This is a genomic window from Pseudarthrobacter sp. L1SW (assembly GCF_020809045.1).
In the GTDB taxonomy this organism is placed as follows: Bacteria; Actinomycetota; Actinomycetes; order Actinomycetales; family Micrococcaceae; genus Arthrobacter.
In genome coordinates this window covers 441,153-467,031 of the sequence record NZ_CP078079.1, presented here as the reverse complement: position 1 = coordinate 467,031, position 25,879 = coordinate 441,153, and the positions used below count along the sequence as shown (strand labels likewise).

Genomic DNA, 25,879 nt, shown 5'->3' with positions numbered 1-25,879 from the left:
GAACTCCGGCCGGGATTTTATTCTAAGCATACTTAGCAGTTGCAGGGGCGTGCGTGGCGAACGCCCCTGGAACGCAGGAACGCAGCGCTACCTGACGCGTGCCAGGGCGAAGCCGTCCCAGCCTTTCGAGCCCACGGTCTGGATGACGGTGGCATCGAGCCGGGGATGCTCGCCAAGGAGTTCCAGCGCATCGATGATTCCCGGGGCATTGACGGGGTCCATCCCAGGATCCAGGATGGCGCCCTCCCAGACAGTGTTGTCCAGGACTACCGTGGTCCCTGGCCTGCCAAGCCGGACCGCCCAGTCCAGGTAGCGGCTGTTGTTCTCCTTGTCCGCATCGATGAAGATGAAATCAAATGGCGCCCTGGCCTCTTCCTCAAGCGCGGCCAGGGTGTCCAGCGCCGGTCCCAGCCGGATTTCCACCTTCTCCCCCAGGCCGGCGGCGTCGATATTGGCCCACGCGACCTCTGCATGCTTGGGCAGGAATTCGCAGGTGACCAGGCTCCCGTCGTCGGGAAGTCCGCGGCCCATCCAAATCGTGCTGAAGCCGGCCAGCGTGCCTATTTCGAGCACGCGGCGCGCCCCGGAAATCTGGACCAGCAGCTTAAGGAGTTTTCCGGCGTTCGGGGCCACTTCGATGGCAGGCATGCCGGCCTCGGCAGCGGAGCGGATGGCCTCTTGCAGCGCCTGGTCCGGGTGGACCACTGTGCGTGACAGGAACTCTTCGGCCGCAGTCCACTCCGGCCGGGGCTTGTGCTCGAACATTGCCACAGTTTGGCACGGGCCGGCGTTGGGGTCCAGAGAAAGCGGCCGACGGCGGATACGGCCGCCGCGGGTCAGGACCCGTCTGCGAGGGCTTCTTCCAGGCGGTCCACTTTTGCCTTCAGCTCGCCGGTGTAACCGGGGCGGATATCCGCCTTGATCACCAGGGAGACCCTGCTTCCATACCGCCCCACGGCCTCGGTGGCCCGCTTAACCACGTCAAAGACTTCGTCCCATTCGCCTTCGATGGTGGTGAACATCGAATCCGTTGTATTGGGCAGCCCTGACTCCCGGACGATCCTGACCGCCGCGGCAACGGCGTCGTGCACTGAAGCATCAGTGGGACGGGGACCTTCGCTGGGCGTGCCGGAGGGGGCAACAGAAAACGCAAGCAACATGGTGCCAGTGTGCCATGCTGCCGGCACGGCTGCAGGCCGGAATGGCAGCGTGGAGCGTCACATAACCCGCTACCCTCCGGTAACAGTGAACGCCGAAAGTTCCGTTGCTAACCTTTTCGCATGAGCCTCGCAGTCGTCCGCAAGCCGCTCCGCGCCGACGCAGCGCGGAACGTGGACAAGATCATCACAGCGGCGCGGCAGTGCTTCCGCGAGTTCGGCCCGGAAGTACCGCTGCAGACCATCGCGGCAACGGCCGGAGTGGGCCCGGCCACCCTCTTCCGGAACTTCGCCGACAAGGAAGAGCTGGTCCTCGCCGCACTTAACCGGCAGCTCCGCCTGACAGTGGACCCCGTGATCGACGGCGCCCTGGCCGACATAGACGCAGCGGCGGGGCTCCTGCGTGTCCTCGAGGCCCTGATGGCCGCGGCGAGCGATGATGCCAACCTGCTGGGCGCCGTCGCGGGCCGGCGGGAGCTCCTGACCGGCATTACCGGATCGCTCATGGAATCAATCAGCGTGCTGCTGGTGCGCGGGCAGGGCCAGGGAAGCCTCCGTGCGGACATCTCCATGACGGACATGTTCCGGCTGCTCGCGATGCTCATTGGCGTGGTGGACACCATGGAGCCCGGATCCGATGCCTGGCGCCGTCCGCTTGCGCTGATTGAGGACGCCATCCGCACATCGCGGCCGGCCCGCCCGCTTCCGGCACATGTGCCAGTGCCGCCTTCTCCCCTGGCGGAGCCCCAGCTGGGCTGAGCGCGCCGCGAACGGGGGCCCATTGTGGGCGTCCTGCGGGTGCCATAGACTTCAGAAAGGGTTACGCAGCCAGCCCTCTCTTTTTGAGACGGAGTGACCCATGCATGTCCAGTGCCCAATGGCCGCAATACGATGAACAGCTCGAAGCTGATCCAATACCTCAACGATCCCCGCGGGCCTGAGGAAGTCCTTCCCACAATGACCGCGGAAGAACTCGCACACCTGCTGGACGCCCTCTACCAGAACCTCGACACGCCTGAACCCGAATTCGGCGCGGAGACCTGGTATGAGATGGCCGTCGAAGAATGCAGCCGCCGGGCTGGTTCGCCGGACGGCGAAGCCCACGGGGTGGCCTAGCCCCGCGCATAACCCCGCCACCGCCGGACGTCAGCCACCCGGCGCGGGGGAATAATCACCTTGAGTTGCCCCTAACCGGGGTGAAACCATTTCCACCCTCGCCGCCCCTCAGCGGTGCCCATTGGTGCAGTGCCGTCAGTGGTGCCCGTGGTGGTGTTCGTTGGGAATGTGGTCCTTGGCTTGGATCAGGTGCTGCTGCAGCTTTTCCTCCGCATCCCGGCGGCGGCGGGCCGTATCCCGCATCTCCCGGGTAGCTTCGGAGCCGCTCGGGTCAAGGTAGGCCTGCCGCGGCTTCCCGTGCAGCTCCGGCGCGTGCACGTCTTGTGTTGTGGTGGTCTTCTTCGCAGTCTCCTGGACAACAGTGTCCCGGGAACCTGCAGCTTGGGAATCATCGGCCCGGGTTGAGCCGGCTTCGGTGCTTTGGCCATCTTCCGGCTGCTCCGGACGTGACTGATCATTCATGGCGTCATTCATGTCGGTTCCTCCTTCGTGGCCGCCGCAGTGGATGCGGCCTGGTCCAGTCCACCATAGACGGGCCAGGGGATTACGGCCTGCTAGGCGCCGGGATCTCCCCTGCCCCGAAGCTCCTGGCGCACCAGCGCCTGCAGGGCCGGAATCTGGGATGCGGGATCCAGGTCGAATGACTTCCAGAGGCTGTCGGAGAGGGACTCCAGGTCCTCGGCCGGAACGTCCGCCAAGCGGGCATAGCGCGTGAAGAAGCGCTTGGCAGGCAGTCCCGCCCGCCGTCGAACGTTCTTGTGGTGGGGATGCCCGGATCTTTCCCCGGCCGCGTGCAGCTGATTTTCCATGGCCGCCATTCATACGAAAATTTCCATGGCCAACTGCATAGCCGCTTTTATAGTACAACCGGGAAAGGACACGGCGAGTGATCGTCACCACATCGAAACATTGGCTTCCCGCTGGGAGCGCCCGCCCAAGTCCAGCAGCTCAGCTCCAGCCGAGGATCCTCAAGAGCGCAGCCGTGCCCGCGCCGGCCAGGACCACCACCAGGAAGGGCGCCCGCAGCGCAAGGGCTATGGCGGCAGCCGCGAGGGCTCCCAGCCTGGCATCAACAACCAGCGACTGGCCCGTTGCGAAGGTGTTCACCACCGTCAGGGACGCGAGCAAGCCGATGGTCATGGTGCCGGCTACGCGGGACATCCTCGGATCCTCGAGGAGCCTGGCAGGGACGAAGTAGCCCACCAGCTTCCACGCGTAGGCCAGGGCGCAGGCAACCAGGAGCCAGATCCAGAGACTCATTCGGCCGCCCCCGGTCCCGTATCCTCCGCATGGCCCCGGTCCTCATGGCTGCCCGCGAAGGGGCTGCTGCCGGTCCCGCCGTGGCGGTGGCGTTCACGGAAGGGGTCGACGTCCGGCTCGAGGCCTTCGTCGCTGCGGCCATGGCTGAACCAGCCAATCAGGGCAGCCACCACGGCCGCCACGAGGATCGGCACGCCGGCTGGGACAAAGGGAACGGCTATCACGGTGGCCACGGCGCATACGACGGCGATGGCAACCGGCTCGCGTCCTTTCAGCCGCGGCCAGAGCAGGCCAAGGAAGGCAGCCACCGCTGCGCCGTCCAGTCCCCACTGCTTCGGGTCGCCCAGGCCGCTCCCGGCGAGGGCGCCGACAGCGGTGAACAGGTTCCAGAGCACGTAGATGCCGATGCCCGCAGCCCAGAACCCGCGCCGTTGTTCTGCGGGGTCCGTCTGGCCGGAGCTGGTGGCCGTGGATTCGTCGATGGTCAGCTGGGCGGCAACATATTTGCGCCAGCCCGTGGGGTGCAGGAGGGCGTTGAGCTGCATGCCGTAGATTCCGTTGCGCATTCCCAGGAGGGTGGCAGCGCTCATGGCGGCAATGCCGGAACCGCCACCGGCCACCACGCCGATGAAGGCGAACTGCGAGCCGCCGCTGAACAGGAGCAGGCTCAGCGCCATGGTCTGCCAGAAGTTCAGTCCTGACGTGACAGAGAGAGCGCCGAAGGAGACGCCGTAGAGGCCGGTGGCAATGCTGATGGAGATGCCCATCCGCACTGCCGGCGATGCCAGCAGCGTCACAGGCCAGCCCCCGCGGCTGGCTTCCGCAGGCTCCAGGCCCACACAATGAGCGGCGCCTGGAGCGGAAGCCGCACACTGTGCACCTTCCGCTGCACCGGGGTTCCCTGCGGCCCGTAAGCCCGCCGGAGGGCGTCGACGTGCCCAGCGAGGAACGCCGCGAACATGATGGTGGTGGCCGTGGCGGTTGCCTTTCTGGTTCCCGGGACCAGGATTCCGACGGCGGCAGCAAGTTCCAGCAGGCCGCTCACCGCAATCCACTCGTCCCGTGACAGGAGGGCGAAGGGCCGCGAGGGCGCGGCGCCGTGGCAGGTGCCGCCGTCGGCAGCGCCGTCTTCACGGCACAGGTAATCCGGCACCACCTGGCGGTAGAAGCCGGGGTCGCGGAAGTGCTTCATGGCGCTGGCCAGGAGCAGCGCGCCCATGGCTGCCGCGGAGAGGCGTTGGACGGCCCGGCCGGCGCGGGGAAAAGGCATGGCTCAACTCAATCACAGCCCCGTCGGATGCACCGAAACGGTGCCGCTGGCCGGGAATTACCTTCCCTGCGGCGAGGCCAGCTGCAGCTGGCTAAGGACGCGTGCCGGCACGTTGGTGGTGATTTCCTGGATGCCGAGCCCCGCGCAAAGGGCCACATCCTGTTCCGAGTCCACCGTCCAGACGCGGAAGCGCCGGCCTGCAGCCAGCCAGCGCTGGATGGAGGCCGGATGCCGGCGCACGTACTCGATGCCGGGCCCTGCCATGCCCACCTCGCCGGTGTCCAGGATCCGCTCGCCTTCGAGCTGGGCGGCCTTCATCAGGTTGGCAATCGCACCGCCGGTGATCACCCCGAAGCCCAGCCCCGCGCGGACCACACGGATGTCCACATCGTCCACCAACTGGCAGACGTATTCCGGCGGAACCGAACCGAGCAGCTGCCGCACGGAGTCCGGGCTGAAACTCATGAACGTCACGGACACATTGCCCAGCGAAGAGGTCCGGGGATCCCAGCCTTCGCTCCGCAGCACCTCCAGCACCCGGTCCTCCAGCTTGAGCTGGTACGGGCTGGGGTGCTTGAGTTCGATGGCCAGCTTCACCGGCCGGCCGGCGCCCCGGAGGATCTCCAGCAGTTCGGGGAGGGTCAGGAGCTGCTCGGACCGCGCCCCGTACACCTCGGGAATGCGCACGCCCTTCCATGACGAGAAATCCAGGTGCCTCAGCTCCCGGAGCGTGCGTTCGGCCACGGGTCCGGTTCCGTCCGAAGTGCGGTCCAGGTTGGCGTCGTGCAGGAGGACAACGTGCTGGTCACGCGTGAGGTGGACATCGCACTCCACGCCATCGGCGCCGTCCGCCAGCGCCTGCAGATAGGCGGCGCGGGTGTGTTCGGCGAACGCGGCGCTGGAACCGCGGTGGGCAAAGACCAGGGGCCGCTGCTGCCCCAACTCGTCACTGGTCATGGAGACACGGTAGCCGACCCGCCCCGGACCGCGGGGCTAGGCTTGGCACATGCAGGTGAACTCTGAACCAACTACCCAGGAAGCTCCCACCGGGCCCGCGCCTTCTGACGCGCCCCAGGTGAAGGGCCGCCCCAAGGCGCGCGCCGCCGTCGTCCATCACCTCAGCCCGGGCGACGCCGAAAAGGCGGCAGCGCTGCGGAAGATGAAGCTGGTGGCGCTCGGTCTGCTGGTAGTGATGGCGGTGATTTTTGTCTTCGCCTTCGCGCTGCAGAAGGAGTATCCGTGGCTGCAGTACGTCCGCGCAGCGGCGGAGGGCGGCATGGTGGGCGCGCTGGCGGACTGGTTCGCCGTCACCGCGCTGTTCAAGTACCCCATGGGCATCAAGATCCCGCATACCGCCATCATCCCGCGCCGCAAGGACCAGATCGGCGCCTCGCTGGGTGAATTCGTGGAGACCAATTTCCTTTCGGAGCAGGTTGTCCAGGAGAAGCTGGCCAGCGTCAACATAGCCCGCCGGGCCGGCGAATGGCTGGCAACACCGGGCGGCGCAGACAGGGTTGCGAAGGAAGGCGCCGCCTTGATCCGGGGTGCTTTCAAGGTCTTGAACGACGACGACGTCCAGGCGGTCATCGAGGGAATGGTCCGCAAGCACCTGCTGGCTCCGCCGTGGGGGCCTCCCGTGGGCAAGCTGGCGGCGCGGATTTTCCGTGACGGGCACCACCACAAGCTGGTGGACCTGCTGGTGGACCGCGCGGCCGACTGGGTGGACGACAACCACGATACGGTCACCCACCTGGTGTCCGACCGCTCCCCCACCTGGGTGCCGCAGTTCGTTGACGGGCTGGTGGGCGACAAGGTCTATGTGGAGATCCTCAAGTTCGTGCGCGCGGTGCAGGCCGACCCCAACCACCAGGTACGGCAGTCCATCGACAAGTACCTGAACGACCTTGCGCAGGACCTGCAGCACGATCCGGCGATGATTGCCCGTGCTGAGGACATCAAGGCCCAGGTCCTGGGCGATCCCGAAGTGCGCGAACTCGCCTCCCGCACCTGGGGCACGGTGAAGAATGCGCTGCTGGGCGCGGTGGACGATCCGGACAGCGAGCTGACCATCAAGTTCAAGGCTGCAGTCCGCGACTTCGGCTCCCGGCTGGTCAGCGATCCCGAGCTCGCCGGCAAGGTGAACGCCTGGATCGGCGACGCCGCCGGCTATCTGGTGCGGACCTACCGCTCCGATATCGCCGGCGTCATCACGGACACCGTGGCGCGCTGGGATGCGGAGGAAACTTCGCAGAAGATCGAACTCCAGGTGGGCAAGGACCTGCAGTTCATCCGGATCAACGGCACGGTGGTGGGCTCACTGGCCGGGTTGGCGATCTTTACGGCTGCGCACCTGGTTTTTGGGTAAGCAGGCGCCCCTTTCAACCAAGCGCACGTTCTTAGGCGAACGCCTCCAGCTCCACGCCGGCTGCTTCCAGCCCAGCCCGGACTGCCGAGGCCATCTCCACGGCACCCGGAGTGTCGCCGTGGATGCACAGGGAATCCGGCCGGACCTGCACCACTGTGCCGTCCACGGCCACTACTTCCCCCTTGGTCGCAAGGCGCACGGCCCGCGCGACGATCGCGTCGACGTCGTGCAGCACGGCACCTTCCTGCGAGCGCGGCACCAGCGTTCCGTCGGCAAGGTAGGCGCGGTCCACAAAGGCCTCGACGAAGACGGGGTGGCCGGCCTCCTTCGCCTGCTTCAGCAGCTCGGACCCGGGCAGGCCCAGGATGGGCAGGCCGGGATCGTACGAGTTGACGGCGGCCACCACTGCGGAGGCCTGTTCGGCGTCCTGCACCAGGCGGTTGTACAGCGCTCCGTGCGGCTTCACATAGTCCACGGAGGCACCCACGGCGTGGGCAACGCCGTCGAGCGCCCCCAGCTGGTACAGCACGTCGCCGAACAGCTCGTCGAAGCTCATGTCCAGCGAGCGGCGGCCGAAGCCTGCAAGGTCCCGGTACCCCACGTGGGCACCGACGGTGACGTCCAGTTCGTAGGCAGCCCGGCAGCTGTCCAGCATGGTGACAGGGTCCCCGGCGTGGAAGCCGCAGGCCACGTTGGCGCTGGTGACCAGCTGGAACATGGAGGCGTCGTCCCCCATCTTCCAGGAACCGAACGATTCGCCAAGGTCAGCGTTGAGATCCAAGAGTGTTGCCTTCCAGCGTTTGGTTGTTCTGTGCCGCGGCCGCAGGAGTGAGCTCTCCGGGGATGGTGTCCGGCATGGGGCCAAACGCCTCTTTGGCATTGGCCACCACGGCGCGCCCCATGATGAGGTTACCGGCTCCGCCCACCACGGCACCTATGCCGAACGGCAGGGCGCGGCCAAACAGCGCAGTGCCCTGGCGCTTGAGCAGGTTCTTGAGGAAGGCTTTCTGGATCCTGCTTCGGATGCTGCCGAAGCCCGGTACGGGCATGGACCTGGAAAGGACGTTGCCCCACGCCTTGGTGGCGTTCACTTCCCTGCCCGCCGCCTGGCCGCTCAGTGTGCCCAGAAGGGCGGTCCCTTCCTCGCCCAGCATGATGGCCATCACCATGGTGCTGGCCTTCTCCGGATTGGTAAGCCGGATGCCGTGCAGCTCCGCAAGGGAAGTGGAGTAGAGGGCTGTCGCTTCAAGGAACCCCACGGTTGCGGCGGCGGACAGTCCCAGGGACGCCACCGTCCCGACTCCGGGCACCACGGCGGTTGCGCCCACCAGCGCGCCTCCGCCGGTGACGGCGCGGAGGTAGTCGCGCTCCAGGATGTCAGCCAGCTGCGCTGCGGTTGCCCGGGGGTGCTTCTTCTGGAGCCGGCGGATGTACGCCACCACCAGGGGGCGCTGGATCTCCACCGCCTTCAGGAGCATGTTGTGGACACCGGGCTTGGGCTTGCCGTCGGCATCGAATACCGCGTTGTGGGCGGTTTCCTGGGCGATTCGTACTGCGGGGTTGCTGCGCTTGGCCATGGTCACCTCTGTTTGTCTCGCCGGCGGGCTGATGCCGGAATTCCTAATACTAAGGTTGCTTAACATTAGGCCACTGCCGGTGCTTACCCCCACCCTGCCGCGACCTGCGGTGCCTTGTCGGGTAGTGGGCCGGCTCCCCGGCATACGTCCAAAGCCTAGACTTACCCTATGCCCACCCCCAAAGCCCTGCGGCCCTTTGCGCACCGCGAGTACCGGGTGCTCATCGCAGCATTGGCCATCTCGATTTTTGGTTCCGGCATGTGGGCCGTGGCGATGGTGTACCAGGTGATCCAGCTGGGCGGCGGGCCGCTGGAGCTCTCCCTTGTGGCGGCCGCGGGCAGCGTGGGCCTGGTGGCCTTCGTCCTGGCCGGCGGCATCGCAGCGGACCGGATCCCCCAGCGCCGCCTGATCATTGCGGTGGAGGGAGCCAACCTGGCGGTCATAGCCACGGTCAGCGGACTGGCCATGGCCGGCCTGCTTCAGCTGTGGCATGTCGCGGCAGGCTCCTTTGTCCTCGGCGTCGGCGCCGCCTTCTTCTTCCCTGCCTACTCGGCCATCCTGCCCCGCATCCTCCCTGCCCAGGACCTGCTGGCCGCGAACGGGATGGAGGGGTCCATGCGGCCCGTGCTCCAGCAGGCTGCGGGCCCCGCGGTGGCGGGCATGGTGGTGGCTGCCCTCTCGCCGTCGCACGCTGTTACGGCGGTGGCCGTGTGCCACCTGCTGGCATTCATCGTCCTGAACTTCCTGGGCCAGCACGCCCTGGCGGCGCCCGTCAACGGGGCGGAGACGGACGGCCGCGCGCCGGCGGGCACTGAAGGCGGGGGCGGCAGGACATCCTTCATCGACGACCTGCGCGAGGGCATCCGCTACACGCTCCAGACGCCTTGGCTGCTGTGGACCCTCATCTGGGCGTGCATCTCCGTGCTGTTCCTGATCGGGCCCATCGAGGTGCTGTTGCCCTTCGTGGTGCGCGACCAACTGGCCGGCGACTCCCGCATGTTCGGCTTCCTCCTGGCCATCATGGGGGTTGGCGCCGCGCTCGGCTCGCTGTTCACGGCGTCCTTCCGGCTGCCGCGCCGCTACCTCACGGTGATGATGGTGTCCTGGGGTGCCGGCAGCCTGCCGCTGGCCGCCGTCGGCATCATGGACAACTTCTGGGCCATCGCCGCCGCGCTGTTTGTCTTCGGCGCCACCGGCAGCGTGGGAATGGTCATCTGGGGCACCCTGCTCCAGCGGCGCGTCCCGGCGCACCTGCTGGGCCGGGTGTCCAGCCTGGACTTCTTCGTTTCGCTCGCGCTGATGCCGGTGTCCATGGCGCTTGCCGGCCCGGCCGCCGAAGTCCTGCCCCTCTGGCTGATCTTCCTGGTGGCCGGCGGGGTATGCCCCGTCATGGCAGTGATTGCCATGGCCGCCGCCGGCATGCCCGACGACGAACTGGCCCACCCCCTGGACAGGTCACCTGAGGCGGAACGTACGACGGCGGCAGGAGACTAGGCGGCCGCCGGCACCTACTCCTGCACGCGCTCCTGGACACGCACCACCGGGATACTCGCCGTCGGATGTCCGCTGGGGAACACCGTGGGCTCCGGTTCCGGCACTGGCTCAAGCGCCACCTGGACGGGCTCGGCACCCACCGTGATCAGCTGGCCCCGGACGTCCACGGCCAAGGCATCGCCGTCACGGACCGTCAGCGTGATGGTCCCGGCCCTGAGTTCCACCAGCAGCAGGCGGCCCTGGATCTTCAGGTGGAAGGTGAGCCCGTCCCATTCCGACGGCAGCCGCGGGTCGAAGTACGGGATCGGCCCCTGGTCCCGCAACCCGGCAAAACCGCAGACCAGGGAGCTCCACACCCCGCCCGTGGAGGCGATGTGCACGCCGTCGATGGTGTTGCCGTGCGTGTCATCCAGGTCGATGAACACGGCGTTCGTGAAATGGTCCAGCGCTTCCCGGGAGTACCCCACCTCGGCCGCCATGATGCCCTGGACGCAGGCCGACAGCGTTGAGTCGCCGGTTGTCAGGGGGTCGTAGAAGTCGAAGGCGCGCTGTTTCTCCTCCGGCGTGAAGTCCTGCCACTGCAGGAACATCGCCAGGACGGTGTCTGCCTGCTTCAGGACCTGGTGGCGGTAGATCACCAGCGGGTGGAAATGCAGGAGCAGGGGGTACTTGGACCGGGGCGTGGTCCAGTCCCAGGGTTCGAGGTGCATGAAGTCGTTGTCCTGCGAGTGCACCTGCATCCGCTCGTCGAACGGAAGCTGCATCCGGTTCGCGGCCGCCTCCCACAGCTGCCGCTCTTCGTGGGTGATGCCCGCATGCTCCAGGGCCGCGGCGGCACGCAGGTTAAAGCGGGCCATCACGTTGGTGTAGAGGTTGTCGTTGACCACGGCGGTGTACTCGTCCGGGCCGGTGACGCCGTGGATGTGGAAGAGCCCGTCCTTGCCGAAGAAGCCCAGCGAGATCCACATCCGCGCCGTTTCAATGAGCAGCTCGGCGCCCATCCCGTCGCGGAAGGCGGTGTCCCCGGTGGCCCAGACGTACCGGTTGGCGGCAAAGGCGATGGCAGCGGCGATGTGGAACTGCGCCGTGCCTGCGGCATAGTATGCGCTCGCCTCGAGCCCGTTGATGGTGCGCCACGGGAACAGGGCGCCGTCAACGCTCAGTTCCTTGGCCCGGATCTTGGCTTCGGGGAGCATGCCGTGGCGGAATTCGAGGACCTGCCGGGCGCCGTCGGGGTTGGTGTACGTCAGGTATGGCAGGAGGTAGACCTCCTGGTCCCAGAAATAGTGGCCTTCATAGCCGGAACCCGTCACGCCCTTGGCGGGGATACCGGCCACGTCCGCCCGGGCCGTGGCCTGGGCAAGCTGGAACAGGTTCCAGCGGATGGCCTGCTGCAGCACGGACTGGCTGTCGACCACGATGTCCGAGGTGGCCCAGTAGTCGCGGTAGTGCGCTTCGCTCTCGGCAAAGATGTCACCCACCGGGCGGAGGCCTTCCTCTGCGGCCGCGGCGGGGTCCACCGAGGGGTCCTGGATGGCCCGGCCAGCCGCATAGCTGACGCTCTTTTCGAGGCGGAACGGCTCGCCCGGGCTGACAGCCAGGACGTAACGGACGCTGCTGTCATCCTGGTCAACCAGCGTGTCGAACGGCTGGTGCCCTGCGGAGGTCCAGTGATCCACCGCAACGCCCACCCGCTGCTTGGATTCAGCGGCCTCCCAGGCCAGGCGGAGCGATCCGTCGCCGCCGTCAAGGCGCAGGGGCAGCAGCACGCGTCCGGCGTGGCGGCCGGCCCGGCGGGGATCGTGGGCGGAGTGGTCCTCTACGGGCTGGTCCTGGCGGTTGATCACCGAGGAGGTGACGTCCACGGAAACCTCGCGGTCCGTCACCACGTCCAGGGAGATGCCGAGGGCTCCGCGGGAGGCGAAACCTACAGCCCGGCGTTCAGTGGTGGTGACGACGGCACCGGAGCGGCACTGCCAGGTGACGCGGCATTCGTACACCCCGGTGGAGAAGTCCACGGAGCGCCGGTAATCCAGCACCTCGGACTCGGCGAGGCTGAGGGACTCGCCGTCGATGACCACCGTGAAGTTGTTGGCATCAGGAATGTAGAGGATTCGCTGGCCGGTCCGGGCAAACCCGAAGGCGTTTTCCGCGTGCTTGATGTCCCAGATTTCGTGCAGCCCGTTGATGAAGCTGCCCGGCAGATCGGAGTCGGCGGAGGCCCAGTGGGCGCCACGGATCCCCAAATGTCCGTTGCCCAGGGCAAAGAGGGTTTCCAGCGTCCCTTCATTGCCCTGTTCGTGGCGGGTTTCCACGAGCTGCCAGGGGGAGTTGGGGAATCTTTCGCGGTCCGCTGAGATCAGGGCCATGGTGTTGGGTCCTTTGGCGTTTGGCCGGGCAACCGGTTTGCTGCCGGCCTGGGGATACTTTTCGGGGGGGGTAACTGGTACTGATGGGAGCTGCCGGGGGTAGCAGCGGGCGGCCTCGGGGAAGGCTGCCTTCTTTAGGGAAGAAGTTCCTCGAGGTCATTGACCACCAGGGTGGCTCCGGCGTCGAGCAGCGCCTGCCGCCCGGCGCCGCGGTCCACGCCGATGACCGAATAGAACGATCCGGCGTCGCCGGCCTGGACACCGGACACCGCGTCCTCCACCACCACGCATTCCCCGCTGGGAAGGCCCAGCAGGCGGGCGGCATACTCATAGGTGGCGGGGCTGGGCTTGCCCGGCAGGCCTTCGCTTGCCGCGACCACACCGTCCACCACCACCGGGAAGCGCTCGCTGAGCCCGGCCGCCGCAAGGACGGCCGGGGCGTTCCGGGAGGAAGAGACGACGGCGACCTTCAGCCCGCGTTCAAGCGCGGCTTCGAGGAAACGCACCGAGCCGGTGAAGGGCTCCACTCCGGCGCTCACGATGTCGTTGAAAATCCGGTTCTTCCGGTTGCCCAGGCCCTGCACGGTGGTGTTGGCGGGGTCGTCATCAGTGGGGCCCTCGGGGAGCTTAATCCCCCGCGAGGCCAGGAAATCCCGGACGCCGTCGAAGCGCGGCTTGCCGTCGATGTGGTCGAAGTAGTCGCTCTCGCTGTATCCGGGCACCTGCGGCTGAGCCGCCAGGTAGTCCTCGAACAGTTCCTGCCATGCCTGCTCATGGACGGTTGCCGTGGGTGTCAGCACGCCGTCCAGGTCGAAGAGGATGGCAGAGGCATCGGCCCAGGCGGACACCTCGGCCGTTGCGTGGTCTGCTGCGGTATTTTCATTCATCAGCGGTGCGTTGTCCTTCCAGGACGGCGGGCAGCCTTGAAGGCTGGATGCTTGGAGTGGGGAGGCATCGATGCCCGGATGATCGGCGGCCAGGGGAGGCGGCGGTCCGCGAAGGGAGCGCGGCGGCCCTGGCCTCGCTGATCGTTGTATCCCTACCATCATGGACACGGAGCCCGGCGTCGGACAAGCCGGCGGCACCTCCAAAGGCGCAGGCCGGATGCAGGACGTGGGACAGTATCCGGCTGCAGTAAACCCTCGGCACCGCGCTGATCTCCTTGTCCGCCCAGCTCAGGGCCGCGATAGCGGCCGAAGAAGAGTGTAAGCGCTTACAAATTTAGCTGGCAACTGTTTTTTCTAGCGGAACCTGACGTGAGGCACGTCTCAGCATCCGGGACCGTCAGGCTTGGATTTTTGTGGTCCCGTCCGGACGGAGCACATAGTGGCGCAGGAAGACGCTGACGTCCACCATTTCCGTCTTTGACATTGCATGGCCCATGCCGGGGTAGGTCCTGGCGGTGAGGAGCGTGTTCTGCTGGAGCCATTCCTCCGTGTAGGCGATCGCGTCCTCGTTGATGACCAGGTCCGCCTTGTCCCTTCCCCAAAAAAAGGGCGGCTTGGTGTCGAAGGATTCCGTGAGGGACAGCAGCTCATTCTGGAGCACAAAACCGGAAAGGCCCACAACCGCCACATAGTCCTTGGGATGCAGGCGCAGCAGGGTGCTCGCCATTGCCATGCCCTGCGAGTAGCCGAGCAGGCTCACGCTGCTGTGCTGGCCCTTAACGCTGTTGATCCAGGCCTGGACGGCGCTCGAGGCCTTAATGACGTCCGCGAAGTCGTTGGCCAGGAAGTAGTCCAGCAGGAACCATCCCCAGTGGTCACCAATGGCCACCGGCGCGCGCACTGCCGCGCACGTGAACTCGGACGGCAGGTATTCAAAAAGGCGGACCATGCGGGACTCATCGGTGCCGTAGCCGTGCATCATCACAAGCAGCGGGGTGCCCGCCCGCTCACCTTCAGGTTTAGACCACACAACTGTTTCCATCGGATCAGCCTAGCCATCCTGCGCAGCCCGCCGCCCCAGCCGTGCCGGTCCGCCAACCACACCACCCCGGGCTCACAAGCCCCTTTCTTCACAGGCGCCACACCACAACGAATGGGTTACGTGCCGGCGCCCACCATTGAATACCGCTACTTCGGGCTGTAGCGTGACGCTTAACGGACAGCATGCTTACCAATCGTCCGCGGGCTAAGAAGACGCCCATCCGTGATTAACAAGGAGCAACTCATGAGAATCGGATCCTCCATTTTCCTCATCGCACTCGGCGCCATCCTCGCCTGGGCGGTCGCTCCGGGCCTCATCCCCTTCGTTGACCAGGTGCTCATCGGCTACATCCTCATGGCAGTCGGCGTCATTGGACTTATCGCCTCCCTCATCCTCGCCTCCCCCGGCCGCAGCAGGCGGGTCAGCGAGACGCGGTCCGTGGTTGATCCCAACACCGGGGAACGCATCACCCGGAACGAAAGCCGCGACGGCGGGCTGTAGCACTACAAAGTCCACCCTGCTGCAGTGCAGGACAAGGCATTGACCCGAGGAGCCGGGCCAGACCATTCGTGGTCTGGCCCGGCTTTTCGCTTTCCCCAGCCGGGAGTTTTGGGCAGATATGCAGGGCTCCCCGCGCCGAAAAGTCGGCTTATCTGGCCAAAAACTCCGAACGGTCACGGGACGCCCGCCCCGTGGGATTTTGTTTCATGTGGGTTTCCATTGACAAACCAACACAAGCAAAGATAAAGTCAAGTAACTCAACATCATGTGATGCCAGTCACTCAGCAACGGCGTCCACCGAACGATCCACAGCACCAGCAGACCTACGCAACGGAGGGTACGTGTTCGCCGAGGAGCGCCAGCAAAAGATTGCCGAGCTTGTTGCCGGCAGCGGCCGGGTCAGCGTGACCCTCCTGGCCGAGCGCTTCCGGATCACCACCGAAACCGTCCGCCGGGACCTCGCTACCCTCGAGAACGCCGGCACCGTCCGCCGCGTCCACGGCGGGGCTGTTGCAGCAGACCGCTTCAGCACCACTGAGGAAAGCGTCACTGAGCGCGCCATCCAGCGGCCTGACGAGAAGATCCGGATCGCAGAGGCGGCCCTGGCACTCATTCCGCGCAACTCCGCCGGCAGCGTCCTGATCGACGGCGGCACCACCACGGAAGTCCTGGCGGACATGCTGTCGCGCCGCGCCGCCGTCGAACCGTCCGACCCAGCGGAACCACGGGCCGAACTGGTGGCCATCACCCACGCCGTTCCCATCGCCGGCAAACTCTCCAGCGCTCCAGGGATCGCCCTCGAGGTCCTGGGCGGCCGGGTGCGCGGGATCACCCAGGTTGCCGTGGGCCAGGCAACCGTGGAGGCCGCCGGCAAACTGCGGCCGGACATTGCCTTCATCGGCACCAACGGAATCCATGCAAGCTTTGGGCTGAGCACGCCCGATCCCGAGGAAGCCGCCGTCAAGGCAGCTTTCGTCCACTCGGCCCGCCGCATTGTGGTGCTGGCCGACTCCTCCAAGCTGGACACGGAAACCCTGGTCCAGTTCGCCTCCCTGAAAGATCTGGACACCTTGATTACAGACAGCGAACCCGGCCCGGAGCTGGCAGCAGCCCTGGCAGAAGCCGGCGTTGACGTGGTGATCGCATGATCGTCACGTTCACCGCCAACCCCAGCCTTGACCGCACGGTTGCACTGCCCGGCCCGTTGGCGCGGGGCGAAGTGCAGCGCGCCGTTTCCGTCAGCCAAGAGCCAGGCGGCAAGGGCGTCAATGTTTCCCGCGCACTGGTCGCCTCCGGCCTGGAATCTGTTGCCGTGCTCCCCGGCGCGGACAGCGACCCCGTCCTGGCCGGGCTGCGGGAAAACGCGGTGCCGTTTGTCTCGCTGCCCATCAACGAACCACTCCGGACCAATGTGGCCCTCACGGAACCCGGCGGCGTGACCACCAAGATCAATGAGCCCGGCCCGGTCATGGATGCGGACCAGCAGGAAGCACTGATCAAACTGCTGCTGGAGAGCTCACGCGGCGCCAGCTGGGTGGTCCTCGCAGGTTCGCTCCCGCCAGGCTTTCCTTCTGATTTCTACGCGACGGCGGCCCGCCGGATCCGCGCAGCCGGCAACGGCAGTGCACCGCTCATCGCCGTGGATTCCTCCGGTGCGCCGCTCGCCGCGGCAATGTCCGGAGGCGATGCCGGTGCCGATTTGGCCGGCAACGGTTCCGGGAAACCGGACCTCCTCAAACCCAACGCCGAAGAACTGGCGGAACTGGCTGCTGCAGCCGGCTTCGCCGCGGCCACCGCTGACGAACTTGAAGCGGATCCGGAGGCTGCCGCGGCAGCCGCCGCCGCCGTCGTACGTTCAGGCGTGGGTGCTGTCCTGGCGACTCTCGGATCCAAGGGAGCTGTCCTGGTAACGGCCGACGGCGCGTGGCTGGCCACGCATCCGCCGGTCGCCGCGGTCAGCACGGTGGGCGCGGGCGATTCCGCGTTGGCCGGCTACCTGCTCGCCCACGGCCAGGGCGCCGCCCCGGCCGACTGCCTTCGCCAGGCTGTGGCCCACGGTGCCGCAGCCGCCTCCCTGCCCGGTTCAACGGTTCCGGCAGTACACCAAACCACCCCGGATGCCGTAACCATCACGGCCCTTCGAAAGGATTGACAGTGACCCAGCTCATCACCACGGACCTGGTCGAGCTCGACCAGAACCTGGGCAACGCGCCCGAGGCGGTGATCCGGCACTTGGCAAGCAAAGTAGCTGCCGCCGGACGCGCAACAGAAGTTGAAGGCCTCTTTGCCGACGCCTTCGCCCGCGAGCAGAAGACCGCCACGGGTATCCCCGGCGGCATCGCCATCCCGCACTGCCGCTCGGCCGCCGTCACGGAACCCACCCTGGCCATGGCCCGCCTTAACCCCAAGGTGGACTTCGGCGCCAAGGACGGCCCGGCGGACCTGATTTTCTTCATCGCGGCCCCGGACGGAGCCGATCAGGCGCACCTGAAGCTGCTCTCCAAACTGGCCCGGTCCCTCATTAAAAAGGACTTCACCGCAGCCCTGCGCAATGCCTCCTCCCGCGAGGAGATCGTGGAACTGGTGGACGGCGCACTTGCCGAAAAGCCGGCAGCCCACGCAGCGGCGGTACCTGCTGACGCTGTTGCTTCCTCGGGTGCCTCCGGGGCTTCCGCCGGCACGGCTGCGGCAGGCACTGCCCCCGCCGCTGCGGCGGGCACGGCTTCGGCAGGCTCTGCCGGGTCCGGCCCCAAGCGCCTCGTGGCCGTGACTGCCTGCCCCACCGGCATCGCGCACACCTATATGGCAGCTGATTCCCTGGTGGCAGCTGCCCAGGAGGCCGGCGTCGACCTGCAGGTGGAGACCCAGGGTTCCTCCGGCGCCAAGCCGCTGGATCCCGCTGTCATCGCAGCCGCCGACGCCGTGATTTTCGCGGTGGACGTGGACGTACGCGGCAAAGAGCGCTTCGCCGGCAAGCCCGTCATCAACGCACCCGTCAAGCGCGGCATCGACGAACCTGCCAAGATGGTCCAGGAAGCGCTCGCAGCAGCCTCGGACCCGAACGCGCGGCGCGTCCCACACTTCGGTGCCGAGGAGCAGGCCGAGCAGGCAGCAGCCGAAAAGGGCGAGCACATCGGCCAGAAGCTGAAGAGGGCGCTGCTCACCGGCGTGAGCTACATGATCCCGTTCGTTGCCGGCGGCGGCCTCCTGATCGCCCTGGGCTTCCTGCTGGGCGGCTACGACATCACCGAAGTCGCGGACAAAGTGGTTGTGCAGAACAACTTCGGCAACCTTCCCGAGGGCGGACTCGCCACATACCTGGGCGCAGTCCTGTTCAAGATCGGCGCCCTGTCCATGGGCTTCCTGGTCCCCGCACTGGCCGGCTACATCGCCTACGCCATCGCTGACCGGCCCGGCATTGCCCCCGGTTTCGTTGCCGGTGCTGTCTCCGGGTTCATGGGCGCGGGCTTCCTCGGCGGCATCGTCGGCGGCCTCCTGGCGGGCTACATGGCCCACCTCATCGGCACGTGGTCTGTCCCCCGCTGGCTTCGCGGCCTGATGCCCGTCGTCATCATCCCGCTGCTGGCTTCGATCTTCGCTTCCGGCCTGATGTTCCTGGTCCTTGGCGGCCCCATCGCCGGCCTCACCGCGGCACTTAACGGCTGGCTGTCCGGCATGACCGGCGCGTCAGCAGTGGTCCTGGGCATCATCCTGGGCCTCATGATGTGCTTCGACCTCGGCGGTCCTGTGAACAAGGTGGCCTACGCCTTCGCCGTCGCCGGGCTCGGCGCCGGCAGCGCCACAAACCAGGCACCGTGGCAGATCATGGCAACCGTCATGGCTGCCGGCATGGTTCCCCCGCTGGCCATGGCCTTGGCTACGGTCCTGGACAAGAAGCTCTTCACTTTGAACGAGCGTGAAAACGGCAAGGCAGCCTGGCTGCTGGGTGCTTCCTTCATCTCCGAAGGCGCCATCCCGTTCGCCGCGGCAGACCCGCTGCGCGTCATTCCTGCCAGCATGCTGGGCGGTGCCGTTACCGGGGCGATGACCATGGCGTTCGGTGTCACATCGCAGGCACCCCACGGCGGTATCTTCGTGTTCTTCGCCATCAACAACGTGCTGATGTTCGTCCTCTCGATCATCGCCGGCACCATCGTCACCGCACTGGCCGTCGTGGCCCTGAAGCGCTGGGCAGCCCGCAAGACCGCTGCTACGGTGGAACCCGTCCCAGCAACCGTCTGACCCCTGCCTCACCCACTACCTCTACCCGGCATTTCAACCAGCCGCCGGAAGACAAAGGAGCAAAAATGCCAGAACGCACAGCAACCGTCGCCAGCCGCGTGGGCCTGCACGCACGCCCCGCAGCCATCTTTGCCGAGGCAGCAGGAGAGTACGACCTGGACATCACCATCGCCCGCGAAGGCGAGCCGGCGGATGAGGCGATGGACGCTGCGAGCATCCTGTCCCTCATGAGCCTGGGCGCCTCGCACGGCGACGTGGTGGTCCTCCGCGCAGAAGGTGACGGTGCGGACACCGCGCTGGACCACCTGGTCCAGATCCTGGAAACGGATCACGACGCCGAGTAGCAGTCCGGCACCAAAGCCGCACGGCCGCCGTCGGGCCTTCCCTCCGTGGGAAACGCCCGACGGCGGCCGCTCGCGTTAAGTGCGCCCCTCCCCAACTAGGTAGCGCTAAGTGTCGTTTTGAGCCTCCAAAACGACACTTAGCGCTACCTACTTGGGCGGGGGAACGCAGGGGTTAGGTGCGCTCGGAAATCCTCTTGACGTCCGCCACGAGCTTGTCCCACATACCTTTTGAGTGGTCGGCCGCCTCGGCGGTGGGGTTATTCTCCTGGGTCAGCGTCAAAAGCGTCCGGCCGCCCTGGTCCTGGAGTGTCCAGGTGAGCGTGTGGTAGTTTTCCGGCTTGTCTTCCTGGCCGGCGAGGGGGCTGAAATGCGTATAGACCAGCTTCTTGGCCGGCTCGACCTCGAGGATTACCCCCTTGTCCCGGTAATCCTTGCCCTCCCAGGTGCCGGTCCACGTGATGGGTCCGCCCACGCTCCAGCCCGTGGCGAGTTCAGCACCAAACATGAACTCCTTCGTGGCCGCCGGATCCGTGATGACGTCCCATACGCGCGCCGGAGGGGCATCCACAGCGACCGAGGATGTGGCCACATGATCAGCCATTTTCCTTGGCCTTCTTCGCAGTGAACAGCAGGTATTCCCATTCCATCTGGAACGGGGTGTCGCCGTGGGCATCGCCGAAGGAGTCCGCCAGCTCTGTCAGCGCCTTGTCCAGGGCTTTGACCTTGTCCACGTCCTCGGCAATGGACTTGTAGACCGAGATGGTGGGGCCGTAGTGGGACTTGAAGTAGCGGACGAAGTCTTCCGGCTGGTGGAAGCTCCGGACGACGAGCGCCTGCTTGCGGGTGTGCACGTCCGTGACCCTGTTTCCCAGCAATTCACGGACGTGGTCCTCGCTCCCCCACAGCGGCGCCGGCTGGGCGCCCGGCGGAGGCGGCGGGGCGAAGGGCTTCATGGCCGCGAACATCTTGCCGATAAACCCGTCCGGGGTCCAGCTGAGAAGTCCGATGGTGCCGCCCGGTTTGCAGACCCGCAGCAGCTCATCAGCGGCGGCCTGGTGGTGGGGAGCGAACATGACGCCGAGGCAGGACATCACGGTGTCGAACTCATGGTCGCCGAAAGGCAGGGCCTCGGCGTCCCCTTCCTTCCATTCAAGCACCACGCCCCGGTCGGCCGCCTGGTGGCGGCCGGCGTCGAACAGTTCGGGGGTGAGATCGCTCGCCACCACCTTCGCGCCCATCATGGCGGCGGGGATGGCGGCGTTGCCCGCTCCGGCGCCGATGTCCAGAACGCGGTGGCGGGAAGTGATGCCGCAGGCTTCCACCAGGATGGCCCCCAGCTCAAGGAGGAGTTCGCTGGCCAGTGCGGGATAGTCCCCCGACGCCCACATGGCCCGGTGTTTCTGCTTGAGCGCGAGGTCCGCCTCGGCTGTTTGCGCCCGATCGTTCATTTCCGCGCCCCTCTCCGGTGGCATGTCAGCGTGAGTGACAGCACGCTGCTGGGCACAGCGGAGGCTGTGATGACTCATTGTGGACGCCCGGGTGTCGGCTGTAAAGACGCACCCGCTACCGGAAAGCAAGCAAGCTTAGTAGTTTCATGTACATGGCATTCACAGCGCGGGCAGGCACCACGGCCCGAGGACAACCATGGGGACCATCACGCAGCCCTTCACGCGGGCTTGCGCGCCCGCGTGCCCGCCGCCTTACTGGTGGAAGCCTTGGCAGCAGGTTTGGCGGCGGCCTTGTCCGCCGTCGGCTTGGCAGCAGTGGATTTTGCTGCCGTGGACTTTGTAGCGGCGGATTTCGCTGCCGTGGACTTCGCGGCAGTGGACCTCGCCGTGGCGCCGGTCTTGGCAGTGCCGGTCTTGGCAGTAGCCGTCTTGGCGGCACTGGTCTTGGCGGTACTGGTCTTTTCGGTACCCGTCTTGGCGGCCGCCGTGGACCGCTTGCCCGCCGGCTTTTCGCCCTCCGCCTGCCTGCCGCCGGCTTCCGCGCCGGATTCCCCGCCGGCTTCAGCGCCAGCCTCATCACCGGAAGCGCCGGCAGAGGCATCGGACCCGCCGCCGCGTTTCCGGTCCAGGCTCCGCTTCAGCGCCTCCATCAGGTCGATGACTTCGCCCTTGCCGCCCTCTCCGGCTTCCACACCGAACGTTTCCTCGGTGTCCAGCGATTCACCCTGCTCCAGCTTGGCCTCAATGAGCTGGCGGAGCTGGACCTGGTAATCGTCCGTGAAGGAGGCGGGATCGAAATCAGCCGCCATGGACTCCACCAGTGCCGCGGACATATCGCGCTCCTGCGAGGAGATCTTGACCGAGGCATCCAGGGAAGGGAATTTCGCCTCGCGCACCTCGTCCGGCCACAGGAGGGACTGGAGCACCAGGACATCGTCCTTGATCCGCAAGGCGCCCAGGCGGGTCTTCTCACGGAGGGCGAACTGGACAATGGCCACCCTGTCCGTGTCCTCCAGGGCGCTCCGCAGCAGAACGTAGGCCTTGGGAGACTTGGAGTCCGGCTCAAGGTAGTAGCTCTTCTCGAACATCATGGGTTCAAGCTGCTCGGACGGGACGAACTGCACCACTTCAATCTCGTGGCTGTTCTCCGCCGGAATGGCTTTGAGCTCGTCCTTGGACAGGACCACCGTCCGGCCGTCTTCCTCGTAGGCCTTCTCGATGTCCGAATAATCGATGACCTGGCTGCAGACCTCGCACCGGCGCTGGTAGCGGATCCGGCCGCCGTCGGCATTGTGGACCTGGTGCAGACTGATGTCATGATCCTCAGTGGCGCTGTAGACCTTCACGGGCACGTTGACCAGGCCGAACGCGATGGCACCTTTCCAGATGGCTCTCATCCCTCAAGTGAACATCACGCAGCGCCGGAGGTGAAGCCCCGTGCCCGCCGCTAAGGAGCGTGTCCGGGTTGCCGGCCGGGAACTGACCCTCACTAACCTGGACAAGGTCATCTATCCGGCCACGGGCACCACGAAGGCGGATGTCCTGGCCTACTACGCCGCAGTGGGCCACGTCCTGATCCCCGCTGCAGCCAACCGGCCGGCCACCAGGAAACGGTGGGTGAACGGAGTAGGGACCGCCGAGAAACCGGGCGAAGTGTTCTTCCAGAAGAACCTTGAGGATTCCGCCCCGGGATGGCTCCCCCGTGCAGCCATCACCCACAAGGACCGCACCATCTACTACCCCATGGTCAACGACCCCGCCACGCTCGCGTGGTTCGGCCAGATCAATTCGCTGGAAGTCCATGTCCCGCAATGGCAGGTGGATTCACACGGGAACCAGCTGAATCCGGACAGGCTGGTACTGGACCTGGACCCGGGCGACGGCGCCGGCCTCGAGGAGTGCGTGGAAGTAGCCCTCCTGGCGCGAACCATCCTCCAGGACGTGGGCCTGGACCCTGTCCCGGTGACCAGCGGCAGCAAGGGCATCCACCTGTATGCTGCCCTGGACCGAAGCCAGACCTCTGACCAGATCTCCGCCTTCGCCCGGGAACTTGCCCGCGCCCTTGAGGCCGACCACCCGGACCTGGCCGTCAGTGACATGAAAAAGACCCTGCGCAAAGGCAAGGTCCTGGTGGACTGGAGCCAGAACAACGCGGCCAAGACCACCATTGTGCCGTACTCGCTGCGCGGCCGCCCCACCCCCATGGTGGCTGCGCCCCGGACCTGGGAGGAGATCGGCTCCCCCGGCCTCACGCATCTGGACTATAAGTCGGTGATCCGGCGGGTGCAGGAGGGCAGGGACCCGTTCGCCGCCGTCGTCAACGCCGGCAATGACCCCAAGCTGGAGAAGTACCGCTCCATGCGTGATCCCCAGGCCACGCCGGAGCCGTTCAGCGGCGCAGCCGGCACCGGCGACGCTTTTGTCATCCAGGAGCACCATGCGAGCCGGCTCCACTTCGACCTTCGGCTGGAACACGAGGGCGTCCTGGTGTCCTGGGCGCTTCCCAAGGGCGTCCCGAACAGCGGCGGGAAGAACCACCTCGCCGTCCAGACCGAGGACCACCCGATGGACTACCTCACCTTCCACGGCACCATCCCCCAGGGGGAGTATGGCGCCGGCGAGATGACCATCTGGGACACCGGAACGTATGAACTGCAGAAGTGGATCAACGGCAGGGAAGTCATCGTTACCCTGAACGGCTCCGAGGGCGGCGGGCTGGGCGGCAGCAGGAAGTTCGCCCTGATCCACACGGGGCGGGGGCAGGGCAAGGATGCCGAAGGACAGTGGCTCATCCACCTCATGGACAAGGAGCCCCGGAGCGGACGACGGCGGCACGCACCGCCGGGGGAAGGGCAGGAGGAAGTGCCGGACGGGAAGGAGGCCCCGGAAGAGGCGCCCAAGGAGGCCGTACCGACGAAGGCAGTACCGACGAATACGGCGACGGCAAAGAGGGTAACGACGGCGGAAGAACAGGCGGCACGGGCAGCGACGGGCACGGCTGCCTCGCCTGAGGAGTACCGGCCCATGATGGCGACCTCCGGTGATGCAGCGGACCTGCAGGGCAGCAACTGGCAGTTCGAACTCAAGTGGGACGGGGTTCGCGCCATCCTTGTGGGAGACGAAAAGGCGGTACGGATTTTCAGCCGCAACGGCAATGATGTCACCAGCACCTACCCCGAACTTGTGGATCGGACCTGCTGGCCGGCCCAGCCGTTCGTTGCGGACGGCGAGATCGTGGCCATCGGCCCGGCAGGCAGGCCCGACTTCGGGCTCCTGCAGGGAAGGATGAAGCTCACCCGTCCAGCCGACGTCGCACGGGCCCGGACTGCCATTCCCGTGCAGCTGCTGCTTTTCGATCTCCTGCACCACGACGGAACGGACCTCCGGAGGCTGCCGCTCGCCAAGCGCCGGCAACGGCTGGAGGACTTCTTCACCCCATCAGGCTGCCCCGCCGGGCTATCCCCGGTCCTCGAGGACAAGGTGGAACACATCCTGGAAAGCGCCCGGGAACTTGGCCTTGAAGGGGTGATGGCAAAGCGGACGGACAGCCGGTACGTGAGCGGGCAGCGGACCCGTACATGGATCAAACTGAAAGTGGAGCAGACGCAGGAGGTTGTGGTGGGCGGCTGGCGTCCGGGCAAAGGCGGGCGCCAGGACACTGTGGGCTCGCTGTTGGTGGGAATCCCGGACGGCGACAAGCTCCAGTATGTGGGCCGGGTGGGCAGCGGATTCAGCGGCCGGGAACTCGCCGAGCTCCGCCAGACCGTGGACCGCCTGGCCCGGAAAACCTCGCCGTTCCTGGACGTTCCGCGGCCGGACGCGGCGGACGCGCACTGGGTGGCGCCGCAGTTGGTGGGCGAGGTGACGTACGGCGAATGGACCGGGACCGGACGCCTGCGCCACCCGCGCTGGAGGGGCTGGCGGCTGGACAAGGACCCGGCAGAGGTAGTGCGCGAAGACTGAACCGACGGGCCGCAAGCACGTTTGCCTCCAGCTCCCGGCAACCGACTTGGATGGCAGTCCTGGACGCGCATATTGTCCCGGGACACGGAAAAGGCCTGGCGACACGGGTATTCGGGTGTCACCAGGCCATTCACGCGTCGCCAGGGCGGATGCGCGTCCTGGAAGCGGTCCGCTCCTAGGACGAGTGCGGCATCTGCGGCCGGCTGGTGCGGTGGATCGCCGTTACTGCGGCGCCCTGTCCCATCCGGCCGTGGGCGGATCCGCGCTCCTTCGGATGCCGCCGCTTTCCATTGCCGTCCGGCCAGGTCTGCTGGCCGCCAGCCCCCGCGGGGGAAAGCGGTGCTGCCGCACCCGGCATGTCCGGAGTTTCCATTGCCGCCGCAAGGTGGTCCGCAACCTCTGGACTGATGTGGGATTCACGTTTTTCGTCAGCCATTTGTTCTTCCTTTCCACAGATGAAGTGCTATCGAGAGTGACCAGAGCTGGGCCCCCATTAAGAACTTTCGAAGCGGCCCGCAGTGGCATGGCCGCAGGCGTCCCCTACTTGAAAGAAAGTGTTTCCATGGAACAACCTTAGGGACGCTCACGGCACCTGTGAACCCCCTCCGCCTGGGCCATCAAAGTGCACCTGAAACGGCGGCCGGATCCACGCCCGGCGGCTTCTGCAACGGCGTGGTCGCGGTCACTTTTGGCGCTGTTTCAGGGCAAATATGCGGGGGTGTGGCGCGTTCAACGGAAAAGATTAGGTAACGATGGGCCTGGTCCCGCCGCATGCCAGTGATGGCGCGGGAAAAGCCGGGAAAAGAATTCGGGCAAACCTGCTGAATACGGCTGCCAAACGGGT

At 66.4% G+C, this 25,879-nt stretch carries 27 protein-coding genes; 10 read left to right on the top strand and 17 right to left on the bottom strand.

The annotated features are described in order from the left end of the window. Positions 1–87 precede the first annotated feature (87 nt). Positions 88–765, bottom strand: coding sequence for an O-methyltransferase (locus tag KTR40_RS02230; RefSeq protein WP_139027658.1), 678 nt, complete (start codon positions 763–765; stop codon positions 88–90). A 71-nt stretch (positions 766–836) separates the two neighbouring features. Further along, entirely contained in the window at positions 837–1,160 is a 324-nt protein-coding gene (locus KTR40_RS02225) for a thiamine-binding protein (protein WP_139027657.1), read from the bottom strand. Between the two features lie 120 nt (positions 1,161–1,280). Between KTR40_RS02225 and KTR40_RS02220 the strand changes: the two genes are divergently transcribed. Together KTR40_RS02220 and KTR40_RS02215 are read left to right on the top strand one after the other, a co-directional pair. Then, the gene (locus KTR40_RS02220; RefSeq protein ID WP_228405154.1) at positions 1,281–1,916 is read left to right on the top strand and encodes a TetR/AcrR family transcriptional regulator; all 636 of its coding nucleotides are present in this window, start codon (positions 1,281–1,283) and stop codon (positions 1,914–1,916) included. Between the two features lie 132 nt (positions 1,917–2,048). After that, complete coding sequence (locus tag KTR40_RS02215; RefSeq protein WP_139027655.1) at positions 2,049–2,273, top strand: hypothetical protein; 225 nt, start codon at positions 2,049–2,051, stop codon at positions 2,271–2,273. 135 nt (positions 2,274–2,408) lie between these two features. On the opposite strand, the gene KTR40_RS02210 is transcribed toward KTR40_RS02215, so the two are convergent. From KTR40_RS02210 to KTR40_RS02185, 6 genes are all read right to left on the bottom strand, one after another. Beyond that, positions 2,409–2,747 carry a hypothetical protein gene (locus tag KTR40_RS02210; RefSeq protein WP_228405153.1) on the bottom strand — a complete coding sequence of 113 codons (339 nt, stop codon included), beginning with the start codon at positions 2,745–2,747 and terminating at the stop codon, positions 2,409–2,411. 80 nt (positions 2,748–2,827) lie between these two features. Next, complete coding sequence (locus KTR40_RS02205; RefSeq protein WP_228405152.1) at positions 2,828–3,082, bottom strand: hypothetical protein; 255 nt, start codon at positions 3,080–3,082, stop codon at positions 2,828–2,830. A 139-nt stretch (positions 3,083–3,221) separates the two neighbouring features. Next, positions 3,222–3,533 (bottom strand): AzlD domain-containing protein, encoded by a 312-nt coding sequence (locus tag KTR40_RS02200; RefSeq protein WP_139027653.1) that lies wholly within the window; start codon positions 3,531–3,533, stop codon positions 3,222–3,224. Then, positions 3,530–4,330 (bottom strand): AzlC family ABC transporter permease, encoded by an 801-nt coding sequence (locus KTR40_RS02195; protein WP_370633157.1) that lies wholly within the window; start codon positions 4,328–4,330, stop codon positions 3,530–3,532. Before KTR40_RS02195 ends, KTR40_RS02200 begins: the two co-directional genes overlap by 4 nt. Further along, the gene (locus tag KTR40_RS02190) at positions 4,327–4,803 is read right to left on the bottom strand and encodes a hypothetical protein (protein WP_228405151.1); all 477 of its coding nucleotides are present in this window, start codon (positions 4,801–4,803) and stop codon (positions 4,327–4,329) included. The genes KTR40_RS02195 and KTR40_RS02190 overlap by 4 nt, the downstream gene beginning before the upstream one ends. 57 nt (positions 4,804–4,860) lie before the next feature. Next, positions 4,861–5,760 (bottom strand): glycerophosphodiester phosphodiesterase family protein, encoded by a 900-nt coding sequence (locus KTR40_RS02185; RefSeq protein ID WP_139027650.1) that lies wholly within the window; start codon positions 5,758–5,760, stop codon positions 4,861–4,863. Between the two features lie 49 nt (positions 5,761–5,809). Here KTR40_RS02185 and KTR40_RS02180 point away from each other — a divergent pair, with 49 nt between their 5' ends. After that, a complete protein-coding gene (locus KTR40_RS02180) occupies positions 5,810–7,168 on the top strand; it encodes a DUF445 domain-containing protein (protein ID WP_228405150.1) in 1,359 nt (452 codons plus the stop codon). Between the two features lie 31 nt (positions 7,169–7,199). Here KTR40_RS02180 and KTR40_RS02175 read toward each other — a convergent pair whose 3' ends face one another. Beyond that, on the bottom strand, positions 7,200–7,949 hold the full coding sequence (locus KTR40_RS02175) for a LamB/YcsF family protein (protein ID WP_139027648.1): 750 nt from the start codon (positions 7,947–7,949) through the stop codon (positions 7,200–7,202). Further along, entirely contained in the window at positions 7,933–8,745 is an 813-nt protein-coding gene (locus KTR40_RS02170; RefSeq protein WP_228405149.1) for a hypothetical protein, read from the bottom strand. Before KTR40_RS02170 ends, KTR40_RS02175 begins: the two co-directional genes overlap by 17 nt. Before the next feature lie 168 nt (positions 8,746–8,913). Here KTR40_RS02170 and KTR40_RS02165 point away from each other — a divergent pair, with 168 nt between their 5' ends. After that, entirely contained in the window at positions 8,914–10,239 is a 1,326-nt protein-coding gene (locus KTR40_RS02165) for an MFS transporter (RefSeq protein WP_228405148.1), read from the top strand. 14 nt (positions 10,240–10,253) lie between these two features. On the opposite strand, the gene KTR40_RS02160 is transcribed toward KTR40_RS02165, so the two are convergent. The 3 genes from KTR40_RS02160 to KTR40_RS02150 all read right to left on the bottom strand — a co-directional run bounded on the left by KTR40_RS02160 (position 10,254) and on the right by KTR40_RS02150 (position 14,537). Then, on the bottom strand, positions 10,254–12,608 hold the full coding sequence (locus KTR40_RS02160) for a glycoside hydrolase family 65 protein (RefSeq protein WP_228405147.1): 2,355 nt from the start codon (positions 12,606–12,608) through the stop codon (positions 10,254–10,256). 134 nt (positions 12,609–12,742) lie between these two features. Then, positions 12,743–13,495 carry an HAD family phosphatase gene (locus KTR40_RS02155; protein WP_139027644.1) on the bottom strand — a complete coding sequence of 251 codons (753 nt, stop codon included), beginning with the start codon at positions 13,493–13,495 and terminating at the stop codon, positions 12,743–12,745. A 397-nt stretch (positions 13,496–13,892) separates the two neighbouring features. Beyond that, entirely contained in the window at positions 13,893–14,537 is a 645-nt protein-coding gene (locus tag KTR40_RS02150) for an alpha/beta hydrolase (protein WP_228405146.1), read from the bottom strand. Positions 14,538–14,780: 243 nt separating this feature from the next. On the opposite strand from KTR40_RS02150, the gene KTR40_RS02145 reads away from it, so the two are divergent. The 5 genes from KTR40_RS02145 (at position 14,781) to KTR40_RS02125 (ending at position 19,624) form a co-directional block, all read left to right on the top strand. After that, positions 14,781–15,038, top strand: coding sequence for a DUF6458 family protein (locus KTR40_RS02145; RefSeq protein WP_133349335.1), 258 nt, complete (start codon positions 14,781–14,783; stop codon positions 15,036–15,038). Between the two features lie 341 nt (positions 15,039–15,379). Continuing rightward, positions 15,380–16,186, top strand: a complete 807-nt coding sequence (locus tag KTR40_RS02140) for a DeoR/GlpR family DNA-binding transcription regulator (RefSeq protein WP_228405145.1) — start codon at positions 15,380–15,382, stop codon at positions 16,184–16,186. Continuing rightward, positions 16,183–17,190, top strand: coding sequence for a 1-phosphofructokinase family hexose kinase (locus KTR40_RS02135; RefSeq protein WP_228405144.1), 1,008 nt, complete (start codon positions 16,183–16,185; stop codon positions 17,188–17,190). Before KTR40_RS02140 ends, KTR40_RS02135 begins: the two co-directional genes overlap by 4 nt. Positions 17,191–17,192: 2 nt before the next feature. Beyond that, positions 17,193–19,280 carry a fructose-specific PTS transporter subunit EIIC gene (locus KTR40_RS02130; RefSeq protein ID WP_228405143.1) on the top strand — a complete coding sequence of 696 codons (2,088 nt, stop codon included), beginning with the start codon at positions 17,193–17,195 and terminating at the stop codon, positions 19,278–19,280. Positions 19,281–19,345: 65 nt separating this feature from the next. After that, the gene (locus tag KTR40_RS02125) at positions 19,346–19,624 is read left to right on the top strand and encodes an HPr family phosphocarrier protein (RefSeq protein WP_013599585.1); all 279 of its coding nucleotides are present in this window, start codon (positions 19,346–19,348) and stop codon (positions 19,622–19,624) included. A 172-nt stretch (positions 19,625–19,796) separates the two neighbouring features. Here KTR40_RS02125 and KTR40_RS02120 read toward each other — a convergent pair whose 3' ends face one another. The 3 genes from KTR40_RS02120 to KTR40_RS02110 form a co-directional block, all read right to left on the bottom strand. Then, positions 19,797–20,225 (bottom strand): SRPBCC family protein, encoded by a 429-nt coding sequence (locus KTR40_RS02120; RefSeq protein ID WP_228405142.1) that lies wholly within the window; start codon positions 20,223–20,225, stop codon positions 19,797–19,799. Then, entirely contained in the window at positions 20,218–21,072 is an 855-nt protein-coding gene (locus KTR40_RS02115) for a class I SAM-dependent methyltransferase (RefSeq protein ID WP_139027638.1), read from the bottom strand. The genes KTR40_RS02120 and KTR40_RS02115 overlap by 8 nt, the downstream gene beginning before the upstream one ends. Positions 21,073–21,290: 218 nt before the next feature. Continuing rightward, positions 21,291–22,469 carry a Ku protein gene (locus KTR40_RS02110; protein WP_228405141.1) on the bottom strand — a complete coding sequence of 393 codons (1,179 nt, stop codon included), beginning with the start codon at positions 22,467–22,469 and terminating at the stop codon, positions 21,291–21,293. A 40-nt stretch (positions 22,470–22,509) separates the two neighbouring features. Between KTR40_RS02110 and KTR40_RS02105 the strand changes: the two genes are divergently transcribed. Further along, positions 22,510–25,035, top strand: a complete 2,526-nt coding sequence (locus KTR40_RS02105; protein WP_228405140.1) for an ATP-dependent DNA ligase — start codon at positions 22,510–22,512, stop codon at positions 25,033–25,035. 175 nt (positions 25,036–25,210) lie between these two features. On the opposite strand, the gene KTR40_RS02100 is transcribed toward KTR40_RS02105, so the two are convergent. Continuing rightward, positions 25,211–25,471 carry a hypothetical protein gene (locus KTR40_RS02100; RefSeq protein ID WP_228405139.1) on the bottom strand — a complete coding sequence of 87 codons (261 nt, stop codon included), beginning with the start codon at positions 25,469–25,471 and terminating at the stop codon, positions 25,211–25,213. Between the last annotated feature and the right edge of the window lie 408 nt (positions 25,472–25,879).

What these genes read in the sequence shown, in the direction of transcription:
- KTR40_RS02230 (WP_139027658.1), bottom strand. Translation starts at nt 765, where the DNA reads ATGTTCGAGCACAAGCCCCGGCCGGAGTGGACTGCGGCCGAAGAGTTC.
- KTR40_RS02100 (WP_228405139.1), bottom strand. Translation starts at nt 25,471, where the DNA reads ATGGCTGACGAAAAACGTGAATCCCACATCAGTCCAGAGGTTGCGGAC.
- KTR40_RS02190 (WP_228405151.1), bottom strand. Translation starts at nt 4,803, where the DNA reads ATGCCTTTTCCCCGCGCCGGCCGGGCCGTCCAACGCCTCTCCGCGGCA.
- KTR40_RS02185 (WP_139027650.1), bottom strand. Translation starts at nt 5,760, where the DNA reads ATGACCAGTGACGAGTTGGGGCAGCAGCGGCCCCTGGTCTTTGCCCAC.
- KTR40_RS02125 (WP_013599585.1), top strand. Translation starts at nt 19,346, where the DNA reads ATGCCAGAACGCACAGCAACCGTCGCCAGCCGCGTGGGCCTGCACGCA.
- KTR40_RS02115 (WP_139027638.1), bottom strand. Translation starts at nt 21,072, where the DNA reads ATGAACGATCGGGCGCAAACAGCCGAGGCGGACCTCGCGCTCAAGCAG.
- KTR40_RS02150 (WP_228405146.1), bottom strand. Translation starts at nt 14,537, where the DNA reads ATGGAAACAGTTGTGTGGTCTAAACCTGAAGGTGAGCGGGCGGGCACC.
- KTR40_RS02145 (WP_133349335.1), top strand. Translation starts at nt 14,781, where the DNA reads ATGAGAATCGGATCCTCCATTTTCCTCATCGCACTCGGCGCCATCCTC.
- KTR40_RS02155 (WP_139027644.1), bottom strand. Translation starts at nt 13,495, where the DNA reads ATGAATGAAAATACCGCAGCAGACCACGCAACGGCCGAGGTGTCCGCC.
- KTR40_RS02170 (WP_228405149.1), bottom strand. Translation starts at nt 8,745, where the DNA reads ATGGCCAAGCGCAGCAACCCCGCAGTACGAATCGCCCAGGAAACCGCC.
- KTR40_RS02165 (WP_228405148.1), top strand. Translation starts at nt 8,914, where the DNA reads ATGCCCACCCCCAAAGCCCTGCGGCCCTTTGCGCACCGCGAGTACCGG.
- KTR40_RS02220 (WP_228405154.1), top strand. Translation starts at nt 1,281, where the DNA reads ATGAGCCTCGCAGTCGTCCGCAAGCCGCTCCGCGCCGACGCAGCGCGG.
- KTR40_RS02200 (WP_139027653.1), bottom strand. Translation starts at nt 3,533, where the DNA reads ATGAGTCTCTGGATCTGGCTCCTGGTTGCCTGCGCCCTGGCCTACGCG.
- KTR40_RS02120 (WP_228405142.1), bottom strand. Translation starts at nt 20,225, where the DNA reads ATGGCTGATCATGTGGCCACATCCTCGGTCGCTGTGGATGCCCCTCCG.
- KTR40_RS02215 (WP_139027655.1), top strand. Translation starts at nt 2,049, where the DNA reads ATGAACAGCTCGAAGCTGATCCAATACCTCAACGATCCCCGCGGGCCT.
- KTR40_RS02205 (WP_228405152.1), bottom strand. Translation starts at nt 3,082, where the DNA reads ATGGAAAATCAGCTGCACGCGGCCGGGGAAAGATCCGGGCATCCCCAC.
- KTR40_RS02180 (WP_228405150.1), top strand. Translation starts at nt 5,810, where the DNA reads ATGCAGGTGAACTCTGAACCAACTACCCAGGAAGCTCCCACCGGGCCC.
- KTR40_RS02110 (WP_228405141.1), bottom strand. Translation starts at nt 22,469, where the DNA reads ATGAGAGCCATCTGGAAAGGTGCCATCGCGTTCGGCCTGGTCAACGTG.
- KTR40_RS02160 (WP_228405147.1), bottom strand. Translation starts at nt 12,608, where the DNA reads ATGGCCCTGATCTCAGCGGACCGCGAAAGATTCCCCAACTCCCCCTGG.
- KTR40_RS02135 (WP_228405144.1), top strand. Translation starts at nt 16,183, where the DNA reads ATGATCGTCACGTTCACCGCCAACCCCAGCCTTGACCGCACGGTTGCA.
- KTR40_RS02225 (WP_139027657.1), bottom strand. Translation starts at nt 1,160, where the DNA reads ATGTTGCTTGCGTTTTCTGTTGCCCCCTCCGGCACGCCCAGCGAAGGT.
- KTR40_RS02210 (WP_228405153.1), bottom strand. Translation starts at nt 2,747, where the DNA reads ATGAATGACGCCATGAATGATCAGTCACGTCCGGAGCAGCCGGAAGAT.